The 11,881-nt window shown below is 67.4% G+C and carries 11 protein-coding genes and 1 tRNA gene; 9 read left to right on the top strand and 3 right to left on the bottom strand.

The genetic code is table 11. The features are described from left to right. The first annotated feature begins 25 nt into the window (after positions 1-25). Entirely contained in the window at positions 26-748 is a 723-nt protein-coding gene (locus KCTC_RS08115; RefSeq protein WP_125568436.1) for a L,D-transpeptidase family protein, read from the top strand. Positions 749-811: 63 nt separating this feature from the next. On the opposite strand, the gene KCTC_RS08120 is transcribed toward KCTC_RS08115, so the two are convergent. Continuing rightward, a tRNA-Leu gene (locus KCTC_RS08120) sits at positions 812-894 on the bottom strand. A gap of 144 nt (positions 895-1,038) precedes the next feature. Between KCTC_RS08120 and KCTC_RS08125 the strand changes: the two genes are divergently transcribed. Genes KCTC_RS08125 through pknB form a run of 7 tightly spaced genes read left to right on the top strand, consistent with a single transcriptional unit; the run spans position 1,039 to position 9,690 of the window. Next, a complete protein-coding gene (locus tag KCTC_RS08125) occupies positions 1,039-1,749 on the top strand; it encodes an FhaA domain-containing protein (RefSeq protein ID WP_164512534.1) in 711 nt (236 codons plus the stop codon). Next, the gene (locus KCTC_RS08130; protein WP_125568440.1) at positions 1,746-2,243 is read left to right on the top strand and encodes an FHA domain-containing protein FhaB/FipA; all 498 of its coding nucleotides are present in this window, start codon (positions 1,746-1,748) and stop codon (positions 2,241-2,243) included. The genes KCTC_RS08125 and KCTC_RS08130 overlap by 4 nt, the downstream gene beginning before the upstream one ends. Continuing rightward, positions 2,240-3,490, top strand: a complete 1,251-nt coding sequence (locus tag KCTC_RS08135; protein WP_125568442.1) for a PP2C family protein-serine/threonine phosphatase — start codon at positions 2,240-2,242, stop codon at positions 3,488-3,490. Before KCTC_RS08130 ends, KCTC_RS08135 begins: the two co-directional genes overlap by 4 nt. Further along, on the top strand, positions 3,487-4,890 hold the full coding sequence (locus tag KCTC_RS08140) for an FtsW/RodA/SpoVE family cell cycle protein (protein WP_231998647.1): 1,404 nt from the start codon (positions 3,487-3,489) through the stop codon (positions 4,888-4,890). Before KCTC_RS08135 ends, KCTC_RS08140 begins: the two co-directional genes overlap by 4 nt. Beyond that, complete coding sequence (locus tag KCTC_RS08145; protein WP_125568445.1) at positions 4,887-6,386, top strand: penicillin-binding transpeptidase domain-containing protein; 1,500 nt, start codon at positions 4,887-4,889, stop codon at positions 6,384-6,386. The genes KCTC_RS08140 and KCTC_RS08145 overlap by 4 nt, the downstream gene beginning before the upstream one ends. Continuing rightward, positions 6,386-7,969, top strand: coding sequence for a serine/threonine-protein kinase (locus KCTC_RS08150; protein WP_125568447.1), 1,584 nt, complete (start codon positions 6,386-6,388; stop codon positions 7,967-7,969). Before KCTC_RS08145 ends, KCTC_RS08150 begins: the two co-directional genes overlap by 1 nt. Further along, the gene (pknB, locus tag KCTC_RS08155) at positions 7,966-9,690 is read left to right on the top strand and encodes a Stk1 family PASTA domain-containing Ser/Thr kinase (protein WP_125568449.1); all 1,725 of its coding nucleotides are present in this window, start codon (positions 7,966-7,968) and stop codon (positions 9,688-9,690) included. Before KCTC_RS08150 ends, pknB begins: the two co-directional genes overlap by 4 nt. Here pknB and KCTC_RS08160 read toward each other — a convergent pair. After that, positions 9,687-10,463 (bottom strand): DUF881 domain-containing protein, encoded by a 777-nt coding sequence (locus KCTC_RS08160; RefSeq protein ID WP_231998648.1) that lies wholly within the window; start codon positions 10,461-10,463, stop codon positions 9,687-9,689. The two genes, pknB and KCTC_RS08160, sit on opposite strands and share 4 nt — an antisense overlap. 42 nt (positions 10,464-10,505) lie before the next feature. Here KCTC_RS08160 and KCTC_RS08165 point away from each other — a divergent pair, with 42 nt between their 5' ends. Next, positions 10,506-10,976 (top strand): cell division protein CrgA, encoded by a 471-nt coding sequence (locus KCTC_RS08165; protein WP_125568451.1) that lies wholly within the window; start codon positions 10,506-10,508, stop codon positions 10,974-10,976. A gap of 182 nt (positions 10,977-11,158) precedes the next feature. Here the strand turns inward: KCTC_RS08165 and KCTC_RS08170 are convergent, their stop codons facing one another. Then, entirely contained in the window at positions 11,159-11,875 is a 717-nt protein-coding gene (locus KCTC_RS08170) for a rhomboid family intramembrane serine protease (protein ID WP_164512535.1), read from the bottom strand. Positions 11,876-11,881 lie beyond the last annotated feature (6 nt).

Below are 11,881 nucleotides of genomic sequence, written 5' to 3' on the forward strand. Positions count from 1 at the left end.
GACCGTCGAGGGTTCGGGGGACGACATGAAGTTCGGGGCAATGATCACGTCGACGGCGGTGGTCGCCGCGACCGTGGTGACATTCGGGTCGCAGGCAGCAGGCGCCGCGGTGGCACCGGTCTGCGGGCAGGTACGCGCTCCCGGCACGACCATCTACTCGAACACCTCCGCGAAGGTGAGCCAGGTCCTCCTGGCCCATGTCGTCTCCGGCCACGCCGGTTGGTACAACCGCTTCCAGTGGGACCCGGCGACGTGCCGGTGGGTGAAGGTCGGCAGCTCCTCGGCCGTGTTCGGCTCCGCCGGGATCATCGCCGCGAAGAACCGCGTCGCCAACGACAACAAGACCCCGGCGGGCACCTTCCAGCTGTACGGCGCCTTCGGCGTCGGCAATCCGGGGACGACCTGGCCGTACACCCGGTTGACACCCAACCTGTGGTGGGACGGTCGGCAGTGGGCGTGGTCGTACAACCACATGCTCGCCAGCCAGAGCGGATGCGACCTGGTGAACTGCGAGCAGCTGATCCGCGACACCCCTGCCTGGGGCGGCTACCAGTACACACAGGCCGTTGAGATCGGCTACAACATGCCGGTCCGGCACCGCTACGGCGGCGGCTCGGGGGACGGCATCTTCCTGCACTATGCGCACTACTTCACGACAGGTTGCGTCGGGCTCGCCAACCTGACTGAACTCACCAACACCTTGCGCTGGTTGAAACAGTCGGCGAACCCGCGCATCGTGATCAACTGACCGGCTCCGCACACCGGAGAACGACGAAGGCCCCCGGGATGAACCGGGGGCCTTTCGTTCGCGTGCGCGAGGGGGGATTTGAACCCCCACGCCCTTTCGGACACTGGCACCTGAAGCCAGCGCGTCTGCCGTTCCGCCACTCGCGCGCAATGCGACTGAATCCAATTCAGCGCATCGGAAGGCTAGCCCACCCCGAGGGACAGACCCAAACCGCCGCCGCACGGTCCCACAGCCTCCCGATGCCTACCCGATACGATCGCCGAGGACACACGTGCCTTGAGGAGGTGACGATGAGCGGGTTGCAACGGTTCGAGCGCAAGCTCGAGACGATGATTTCGGGTGGTTTCGCAAGGGTCTTCCGGAGCGCCGTACAGCCCGTGGAGATCGCCGCCGCGCTCCAGCGCGAGGTCGACAACAACGCCCAGATCCTGTCCCGTGAGCGCCGGATCGTGCCGAACGAGTTCCACGTCGAACTCTCGTCGGCCGACCTGCAGCGCTTCGGCCAGTTCGGCCCAGCATTGACGCAGGAACTCAGCGATCAGATCACCGAGTACGCCCGCACCCAGGGCTACGTGTTCCCGGGTGTCGTCAGCATCCGTTTCGCCGAGGCAGCCGACCTGACCGTCGGCCGCTTCCGCGTACGCAGCAGCGCCAAGGCCAAGGTCGAGTCCGATGCGATGACCAACACCCAGATCGGGCGTGCGTACGCCTGGCTCGAGGTCAACAACGGTCGTCATCCGCTCACCGGCAACGTCGTCGTGGGTCGCGGCGCAGACGCCGACCTGCGGATCAACGACCCCGGCATCAGTCGCCGCCACATCGAGTTCGTCGCCCGCACAGACCACATCGAGGTACGCGACCTCGGCTCGACCAACGGCATGCTTGTCAACGGCGCCAAGATCCCCGCTGCGACGGTCGTCGACGGCACTCACGTACGCATCGGCAACACCACGTTGATCGTCAGGGTTTCGCAAGAACCCAGTGAGGGGGCGTCCGCGTGAGCCAACTGACCCTGTTCCTGATCCGCATCGGCTACCTGGTGGCCCTGTGGATCTTCGTGTTCGCCGCGCTGAGTGTCGTCCGCACCGACCTCTTCGGCGTACGCGCATCCAAGGCTCAGAAGGCTTCCGCCAACGTCAACACGAGGTCCAAGACGCAGGGTTCATCCAAACGGGCGGCCAAACCAGCGAAGAAGAGCAAGCGCACCCCGACCCAACTCGTCGTGACGGCCGGATCGAGCGCGGGCACCAGCGTGCCGCTCACCGAGGTCCCGATCGTGATCGGTCGTGGCGCAGACGCGCGGATCATCCTGGACGACGACTACGTCTCGACCCGGCACGCGCGCGTGGGCTATTCGGGCGACCAGTGGTTCGTGGAGGACCTCGGATCGACCAACGGCACGTATCTCGGCTCGGCGCGCATCCATCAGGCAACGGCTCTCGTGATGGGTGCCCAGATCCGGATCGGCAAGACCATCCTGGAGCTTCGCCCGTGAAGTTGGCCTTCGCTGCGCTCTCCGACGTCGGACGGATCCGCAAAGACAACCAGGACAGTGGATACGCCGGCCCCTGGCTGATCGCGATCTGCGACGGCGTCGGCGGCGCCGCCCGCGGCGACATCGCCTCGGCGACCGCGATCGGCCAGATCAAGCGACTCGACATCCGGCCGCCGGAGGGCACCTCCGAGGACGACCTGATGAGTCTGGTCGCGAACGCGCTGCACCGCGCACACGACCGGATCGGTGAGCTGGTCGAGGTCGACCCCAACCTCAACGGCACCTCGACGACGGCGACCATTGGCCTCTTCGACGGCTCGCGGTTCGCGATCGGCCACGTCGGCGACAGTCGGGCGTACTTGCTCCGTGGCGGACTGTTGCATCAGCTCAGCAAGGACCACACCTTCGTCCAGAGCCTCGTCGACGACGGTCGGATCACCGAGGAGGAGGCGCGGGTTCACCCGCACAAGAACCTCATCCTCAACGCGCTCGACGGCGTACGCGACCTGGACCCCGACCTGTCCGTGATGGACCTGGAGATCGGCGACCGACTCCTGTTCTGCAGCGACGGTGTCAACGGCTTCCTCACCGATCCGCGGATCGCGGACATCCTCGGCACCTCGACCCCGTCGTACGCCACCGTCGAACTGCTGCGCGCGAGTCTCGAGGCCGGCAGCACCGACAACGTCACCTGTCTCGTGGCCGACGTCGTCGAGGACGACGCCCCGGCGCCCACGATGCCGATGACCGTCGGTGCCGCGGCCGAGATGCGTCGCAAGCCGAGCCTGACGTCGAAGTTCCGCGGTCACCGGATGGGCGACACCGGCGAGCTCGAGCCGATCGACAGCGAGATCCCCGAAGGCGCGGTGGACTCGGACCCCGCCGAGCGCGAGCAGGCTCGGTACGCACTCCTGGCGCCGACCCGGCAGACCTGGGTGCGCCGCGTCCTGGCTCTCCTGCTGATCGTCGGGCTGTTCTGGACCGCCGTCGCCGGCGCGTACTCGTGGACCCAGACCCGCTACTTCGTCAAGGGTGGCGGCGACGGGTACGTGACCATCTACCGCGGCATCAACGCGAACGTCCTCGGCCTCCAGTTGTACGACGCCTACGAGACCAGCACGCTCAAGGTCTCGGACCTCAGCAGCACCGGCCAAGCCACCGTGGACAAGGGTGTCGACAAGGGCAGCCTGACCAACGCCGAGACCTGGGTCCACCAACTCGCCAGCCAGTTCGGCGCGGCTCAGTGAGCGGCACCACGCCCGGCGCCCCGCTGGAGTACGGCCAACGCCGCGGCTCGGAATTCTGGCTGTGTCTCCTTGCCCTGCTGATCAGCGTGGCTGGCTACGCCGCGATGAGCGTTGGAGTGAACGGTCGCGTCGGCACGGACATCGCCACCTTCAGCGGATGGCTCGCCGGCCTGACGCTCGTGGCGCACGTGGCCGTACGCCGACTGGCGCCGCACGCAGACCCGGTGATCCTGCCGATCGCTCTCTTCCTCAACGGTCTCGGCCTGGTCATGATCCAGCGCCTGCACCTCGGCCCGCGAGGCACCGCAGAGCACTACTTCCCGCAGGGCTACACGCTGCAACTGATGTGGATGTCCGTCGGGGTGGTGCTCTTCGTCGCCGCCCTGTGGGTGATCCGTGACCACCGCATGCTGCAACGGTTCACTTACACCTTCGGCCTCGCGGCGGTCGTCCTGCTGCTCCTTCCCGCGATGCCCGTGATCGGACGTACCGTGAATGGCGCCCCGGTGTGGATCCACATCGGTCCGCTCACCGCCCAGCCGGGCGAGGTCGCGAAGGTGCTCCTGGTGATCGCCTTCTCGGGTTACCTCGTCGTCCACCGCGATGCTCTGGCGTTGGCCGGTCGTCGTGTCCTGGGCATCGACCTTCCGCGCGGTCGGGATCTCGGTCCGATCCTGGCGATGTGGCTCATCGCCGTGGCCGTCCTGGTGTGGGAGTCCGACCTCGGCATGAGCCTGCTGTTCTTCGGCGTCTTCGTGATCCTGCTGTACGTCTCGACGGAGCGCCGCGGTTGGATCGTCGTCGGAGGGGCACTGTTCGTCGTGGGTCTCGCCGCCGCGTACACAGCCGTCGGACACGTCCGGGTCCGCTTCGAGATCTGGCTGCATCCGTGGCAGTACTTCCACGCGGCGTCGGGGCCACAGTCCGACCAACTCGTGTCCTCGCTCTACGGGATGGCGTGGGGCGGCCTCCTGGGCCGCGGCTACGGCAACGGCATGCCCCGGCTGACGTCCTTCGCGAACTCCGACTTCGTCATCGGCTCCATCGGTGAGGAGCTCGGACTGACGACTCTCTTCGTCATCCTGGTGTGCTACGCGCTGATCGTCGCGCGCGGGCTGCGGACCGCGATCATCTGCCGCGACGACTTCGGCAAGTTGCTGGCCGTGGGGCTGTCCACGTCGATCGCGATCCAGGTGTTCGTCATCGTCGGCGGCGTCACCCGCCTGATCCCGCTCACCGGTCTCACCACGCCGTTCCTGGCGTACGGCGGATCCAGTCTGGTGGTCAACTGGGTGATCATCGCGCTCCTGCTACGGATCTCCGACCAGGCGCGTCGCCCGGCCCCGACCTTCTCGATCGACTCCTCGATGGAGGAGACGCAGGTGGTGAAGCTCGGATGAACCGACAGATCCGCGTACTGACGATCGCCTCGCTCTGCCTCCTGCTCGCCCTGATGGCGAACATCACCTACGTCCAGTACTTCAAGCAATCGGAGTACAACAAGAAGGCCGACAACGCTCGGGTGATCCTGGAGGGCCTCAAGCGCCAGCGCGGCGAGATCCTGGCCGGCTCGATGGTGATCGCCAAGAGCGTCCCGTCCAAGGACGGGTTCAACTTCCTGCGGGTCTACGGCAACAAGATCGACCCCAAGTACGCCGCCGACGCTGCCGCCGAGTACGCGCCCGTCACCGGCTACCTGACGCTGGGAGCCGACTGGGGAACCGAACAGGCGCAGAACTCGATCCTCTCGGGCACCGACGACCGGCTGTTCATCGACCGGGTCAGCGACCTGCTCAACAACAACCAGCCCCAGGGCGGCAACGTCGAGCTCACCATCGACCCGAAGGTCCAGGACGCTGCGTACCAGGGTCTGGCGTCGCGCGGGTTCACCGGTGCGGCGGTCGCGATCGACCCGACCACCGGCAAGATCCTCGCGATGGCGAGTACGCCCTCCTACGACCCGAACCGGGTGGCCTCGCACGACGCGTCCGCCTCGGCGAAGGCGTACGCGGAGATCCTGAAGAGCAACGCGCTGCTCAACCGCGGCGCCCAGCGACCGCTGTTCCCCGGGTCGACGTTCAAGTTGGTGACTGCGGCGGCGGCGATCCAGGACCTGCACATGAACCCGCAGTCTCTGGTCAACGGCAACGCCACCACCACGATCCAGGGCACCAACCGGATCACCCAGAACGAGGACAAGGTCTCCTGCGGCTTCCTCAACCAGCCGCAGGTCAGCTTCATGACCGCGCTCGACTACTCGTGCAACGTGGCGTTCGCGGAGATCGGCGCCCGACTGAGCGCCGACCAGCTGACCTCCATGGCTGACTCCTTCGGCTTCAACACCAACCCGTTCCTCGACGTGTGGCCCTCGAGCGCCAGCAGCTACCCGAACGAGACGGACAAGGCGCTGCGCGCGCTGTCGGCGTACGGCCAACTGAGCGTCCAGGCGACGCCGCTGCAGATGGCGATGGTGGCGGCTGCGATCGGCAACCACGGCAAGCTGATGAAGCCGTACATGATCAACCGGCTCACCTCGCCGACGCTCGACGTCATCTCGCAGACGCAGCCGACGGCACTGTCGAACCCCATCTCCGGCTCCACCGCCGACCAGCTCACCCAGATGATGGTCGACGTCGTGAACCGCGGCACGGGTACGCGGGCGCAGATCCCCGGGATCAGCGTCGCCGGCAAGACCGGTACCGCCGAGACGGGCACCGGCGGGTCGCCGTACGCGTGGTTCGTCTCGTTCGGTCCGTCGGACAACGCGAAGATCGCGATCGCGGTGCTGGTGGAGAGTTCCAGCACCGTCAAGGACAACGTCGCCGGCGGGGCGCTCTGCGCGCCGATCGCCAAGGCGATGATGCAGGCTTATCTCAGCGAAACGGGGACGCAGTAATGGCAGGGCGTTACGTCTTCGGCGATTTCATCGCCTCCGGTGGCATGGCGGAGGTGTGGCGAGCGCGTGACAACGACTACAGCCGCGACGTCGCCATCAAGCTCCTCAAGCCGGAGTACGCGGACGACCCCGCGAGCCGTGCCCGCTTCGACGCCGAAGCGCGTCACGTGCAGAGCATCGATCACCCCAACGTGGCCGCGGTGTACGACGTCGGCGAGATGCCGACTGCGTCCGGGCTGATCCGGCCGTACCTGACGATGGAGTACGTCGCGGGCCGGCCGCTCTCGGCGATCATCGGCGACGGTCCGCTGGCTCCCGAACTGGTGCAGTCGTTGCTCGCGCAGGCAGGCGATGGTCTCGCTGCTGCCCACGGGTCCGGGATCGTGCACCGTGACGTCAAGCCGGCGAACCTGCTGGTCACTGACTCCGGGACGCTCAAGATCACCGACTTCGGGATCGCCCGGTCGGCATCCCAGGGTGCTGTCACGGTGACCGGCCAGGTGGTCGGCACGCCGCAGTACCTGTCTCCCGAGCAGGCGCGCGGCGAGGTCGCCACGCCAGCGTCCGACGTGTACGGCCTCGGTGTGGTCGCCTTCGAAGCCCTCACCGGCTCACGTCCGTTCGACCGTCCGACCGCCGTCGCCACGGCCCTGGCCCACCTGGAGGACCCGGTCCCGGCGCTGCCGGACACCGTCCCCGCTGGTCTTGCCGCCGTGGTCGAGCGCTCACTCGCCAAGGATCCGGCCGACCGGTACGCCACCGGTGCGGAGTTCGCGGACGCGATGCGGGCCGCGAAGCTGACCTCGGCGTCATCGGTGCCGGTCGACAATGCCGAGCCGACTGTGGTGGTCGCGCCCGTGGTTCGGGGTGGGCACGAGGACGTCCCGACGCAGGCGATCGCCGCGATCGACGTCCCGATCCCGATGACGCCGGTCGCGGACGCAGCGCCAACCGACTTCGTACCGGCCACCCAGGCACCCCTCGCGCAGCCGATCGATCCGCTCGCGCCGCAGCGTTCCAACGCCAAGCCGGCTGTCGAGCCCGAGGCCCGCGCCGACGGACCGACCCATTCGCGGACCACGGTCGTACGCCTCCCGAAGTCGGTCAAGCCGCTGGCCTCAGCCGTCAACAAGAAGACGAGCGCCTGGCCGTTCGGCACCCTCGACACGGTGCTGGTGGTGCTCGGCGCGCTCACCATCCTGGCCCTGGGCTGGGTCGCGTACTTCCTCAATTCCGGAGCGCCCACCTCTCCGACAACGCCGACACCGACGGCGACCCAGACGTCCCACCCGACGAAGACGTCCAGTGCCGCTCCCACTCCGCCGGCTTTGGTCAACATGACCTGCGGACCGGTGACGGCTGACGGCAAATACCTCAAGGGGCGGCAGTTGAGCGACGTCGAGTCGATCCTCACCGGCCTGGGCGTGAAGGTGCAGGCCAACGCCGAGAAGGGCACCCCGATCAACACCGTCAGCCGGGTCACGCCGTGCCGCGGCGTACACGTCGGTGACACCGTCCAGATCTACTACTGGTCCGACCTGGCCACGAGCAGCAGCAGCCCAACGAGCGGAGCAACACCATGACGGACGGCCTGATCGGCGGACGGTACGAGCTGGGCGAGCTCCTCGGGCGTGGCGGTATGGCGGAGGTCCGCAAGGGGACCGACAGCCGACTCGGACGTACGGTCGCCATCAAGCGCCTGCGGACCGACCTCGCCAGCGACGCCACGTTCCAGGCGCGCTTCCGTCGCGAGGCCCAGTCCTCCGCGGCGCTCAACCACCCCGCGATCGTCGCCGTGTACGACACCGGCGAGGAGATCACGGCCGACGGGATCCATCAGCCGTACATCGTGATGGAGTACGTCGCCGGGCGTACGCTGCGCGACATCCTCCGCGAGGGACGCAAGATCCTCCCCGAGCGCGCACTCGAGATCGGCTCGGACGTGCTGTCGGCGCTGGAATACAGCCACAAGGCCGGCATCATCCACCGCGACATCAAGCCCGGCAACGTGATGCTCACGCCGAACGGCGACGTCAAGGTGATGGACTTCGGCATCGCCCGGGCGATGAGCGACGGCCAGCAGACGATGACCCAGACGGCGGCTGTCGTCGGCACCGCGCAGTACCTCTCCCCGGAGCAGGCGCGCGGCGAGACGGTGGACTCCCGTTCGGACGTCTACTCCGCCGGCTGTCTGTTGTACGAGCTCCTCACCGGTCGGCCGCCGTTCGTCGGCGATTCGCCGGTGGCGGTCGCGTACCAGCACGTGCGCGAGAACCCGCAGCCGCCGTCGGCGCTCGACCCCTCGCTGCCCGGTGCGATCGACGCGATCGTGCTGACCTCGCTCGCGAAGCGCGTCGGCGATCGCTACCAGTCGGCTGCCGCCATGCGCGACGACATCGAGCGCTACCTCGGCGGGCGCCCGGTGACCGCATCGATCCCAGCCGTCGTGGCACCGCTCGCTGCCCCGGCGGCCGCCGCTCCGACCGGAGTCGTGCCGGCAGTCTGGGAGACGCGTCCCGAGGAGCCCAGCGGCCCACGTACGGGTCTGCTGATCGGACTCGCCCTGCTGGTGCTGGCGCTGATCGTCGGCGGAGTGCTGCTGATGCCAAAGCTCTTCCACCACAAGGCCGCCCAGATCTGCATCGACTCGACCGTCAACGGGATGAGCCCTGCCCAGGCGCAGCAGAAGCTGAGCGGGCTGACCACGTCCGTGCAGCCGAAGACAGGCACCGCCCAGGACAAGGGCCAGATCATCGATGTCCTCGACAGCAGCAACAACGAGGCCGTCGGGCGCTGCTTCGACAGCGGCGCAGCGGTGATCCTGGTCAAGTCGGTCGGCCCGGCCAACGTGAGCGTCCCGGACGTACGCGGCTACACCCAGCAGGGTGCTCAGAACGCGCTCGGCGGTGCGCCGTACAACCTCGTCGTGAAGATCAGCCAGGTGTTTGACCCGTCGGCGGCGGGCAACGTGCTCAGCACCGATCCGGTCGCTGGCACCAGCGTGGCGCCGGGCTCGACCGTCACGATCACGGTGTCCAAGGGGCCGCAGCCCGTGGTGCCGAGTGAGGTCGGTCAGACGAAGGACGCGGCCACCAGCGCCCTGCAGGCCCTGGGTTACAAGGTGAAGTGGCTGGCGGACCCGACGTCGTCGCTGCCCGCCAACACGGTGTCGCAGCAGGATCCGCCCGCGGGACAGGCGGTCGACGACCCGACGAAGACGACGGTCACGCTCTACATCTCGTCCGGCTCCGCTGGCGGACCGACGGACTCGGGCTCGCCGACTCCGAGCGGCTCACCTACCTAAGGCGTCGGCTCGGTGGCGTACGACAGCGCGGTGATGCCGGTGTACGCCGGAGCGCTCACCTGCGTCTGACGTACGCTCCAGCCGAGCTGGATGTCGGGGCTGGTGGCCGCCTCGACGATGAACCCGACGTCGCGGCTCGCGGCCAGGGCGGCGTTCAGCTTCGTCGGATCGCCGACTGCCTGGACGACGAACGGCTCCGGGTACGGCACCCCGCCCAGGAGGACGGTGCTGCCCGAGCACTTGATGCCGGTGGTGGAGATGATCCGTTGTCCCTGGATCGTGATCGCCGTCGCGCCTCCGGACCAGAGTGCGTTGACGACCGCCTGGATGTCCTGCTGGTGGATCACGAAGAGGTTCGGGTCGAGTCGGGTGGTGTTGACCAGTGAGGTGGGCGAGTCCGCCAGGGAGATCGACAATCCGGGGCCATTGACCTTGGCCAGGCCGGCAGCCGGCATCGCCTTCTCCCGCAGCGCCTGCGCAGCGCGTACGGCCGCATCCGGGACGGCATTGGTGAGGGCGTTGATCTCGTCCTGGAGTGTGGCGGCCTGGCGCTGGTACGCATCGGCCTGTTGCTTCTCCGACGCGACCAGCCCGCTGACGCCGACGTAGCGACCCGGACGGAGGTCGGTGCCGTGGCTGTTGACGGCGCTGATGATGAACAGCGCCCCGCAGGCCGCAGCGACAGCAGGGGTGGCCCACCGCCACCGCCGGGCCCGCCACGGCATGCCCGAAACCGGCTCCGTCGGCCCTGTCTCGGTCGGCGGTGTGGTCATGGTGGCTAGGGTATGCCGTTGTTGACTACGAGGAGGACGACGATGGTCAAGGCGAAGCGTTCAGATCTTGCGTTGGGTGGCACCGGGGAACCGATCTTCACAGTTCGGTTCATGGCCGCGCTGGCGCTGGTCGTACTCGGGCTCGCATGGGTCCTGTACTACTACTTCGGCGTGCACCCGTCGCACAACGCGAACGCGGTCAACCCGCCGTTCCGCGGGATCCAGCCGCTGAAGTGGCTGAAGGACTGGAACTACCTGATCGGCTTCGGACTGTTCTTCCTCGGCCTGATCATCACCGCCGACAAGAGCACCCCCCTGGGTCGCAACCGTGGCGTCGTGGTCTCGATGCTCTCGTGCTTCCTCTGCGCGCTGGTATGGATCTGCGTGTTCTACATCTTCAACGGCACGCATCTGGACAAGGTCTGGGTGTTCAACGACCTCGGCCAGAAGAACCTGTTCGTCGGGTTCGGCTTCCTGATCTGCGGGTTCTTCTTCGCCACCCGGTGGGAGTGAGCCTGCGCTGACTCCGATCAGCGCCCTCTTGCCTCGAAGCCCCGTCGGCTCAGGTCGGCGGGGTTTCGGCGTTCGTCCACAGGTGGTCTAGTCATCCACAGGTTATGCACGATCTGTGGAGAATTACACGTGTGTAGTTCTCCACATGACAGTCCACAGCTGTGTACAAGTCGTGCTGTCGATCAGCGCTGGAGGATGCGGCGGCGTCGCCCGAGAGGCGTGTACGCGTACAGCGCGCCGATCGCGAGGCCCGTGAGCAGCCCGCCGATGTGGCCCTGCCACGACACGACGTTGTGCAGCGCGAAGGTCAGGACCAGGTTCAGAGCGAGAACCGACCCCAGTTGCTGCAGGGGTAGCCCCCGACGAATGAAGAGGACGACGAGGATCCCGAGCAGTCCGAAGATCGCTCCTGAGGCCCCCAACGTGTAGCCCACCTGCGGTCCTGCTGCCACAACCAGGAGCGATCCGCCGAGACCGCACACGAGATACGCCACGAGATAGCGCCAGCGCCCAAGGGCCTGCTCCACCAGAGGCCCGATCATCCACAGCGAGATCATGTTCGTGGCGATGTGCCACGCCTGTTGATGGGTGAACGCCGAGGTGATCAGCTCCCAAGGGCCGCCATGCCATACGCCTGGCGCGAACGTGCCGCCGTAAGCAGCGCATCCAGCGCTGTCGAAGCCCAGCCGTGGATAACCCTGAGAGGAGCAGTAGTCGGCCAGGTGCAGGCTCAACAGGTGAGCCACAGACGGCGCGATCAGGATCAGTGCCCACACGGCCAGGTTGATCCCGATCAGCGCGTACGTCACCACAGGTCCCGAGGGCCCGAAGTTCAGCGGTCGGCCCTGACGGACCGACCGCTGACCCTCGCGTACGCACTCCGGGCACTGAAAACCCACAGCCGC

It is taken from the genome of Nocardioides baekrokdamisoli (assembly GCF_003945325.1).
Classification (GTDB): Bacteria; Actinomycetota; Actinomycetes; order Propionibacteriales; family Nocardioidaceae; genus Nocardioides; species Nocardioides baekrokdamisoli.

Bases quoted from the DNA above. Each gene is read 5' to 3' on its own strand.
- KCTC_RS08115 (WP_125568436.1), top strand. From the start codon at position 26: ATGAAGTTCGGGGCAATGATCACGTCGACGGCGGTGGTCGCCGCGACC.
- KCTC_RS08125 (WP_164512534.1), top strand. From the start codon at position 1,039: ATGAGCGGGTTGCAACGGTTCGAGCGCAAGCTCGAGACGATGATTTCG.
- KCTC_RS08145 (WP_125568445.1), top strand. From the start codon at position 4,887: ATGAACCGACAGATCCGCGTACTGACGATCGCCTCGCTCTGCCTCCTG.
- KCTC_RS08150 (WP_125568447.1), top strand. From the start codon at position 6,386: ATGGCAGGGCGTTACGTCTTCGGCGATTTCATCGCCTCCGGTGGCATG.
- pknB (WP_125568449.1), top strand. From the start codon at position 7,966: ATGACGGACGGCCTGATCGGCGGACGGTACGAGCTGGGCGAGCTCCTC.
- KCTC_RS08160 (WP_231998648.1), bottom strand. From the start codon at position 10,463: ATGACCACACCGCCGACCGAGACAGGGCCGACGGAGCCGGTTTCGGGC.
- KCTC_RS08165 (WP_125568451.1), top strand. From the start codon at position 10,506: ATGGTCAAGGCGAAGCGTTCAGATCTTGCGTTGGGTGGCACCGGGGAA.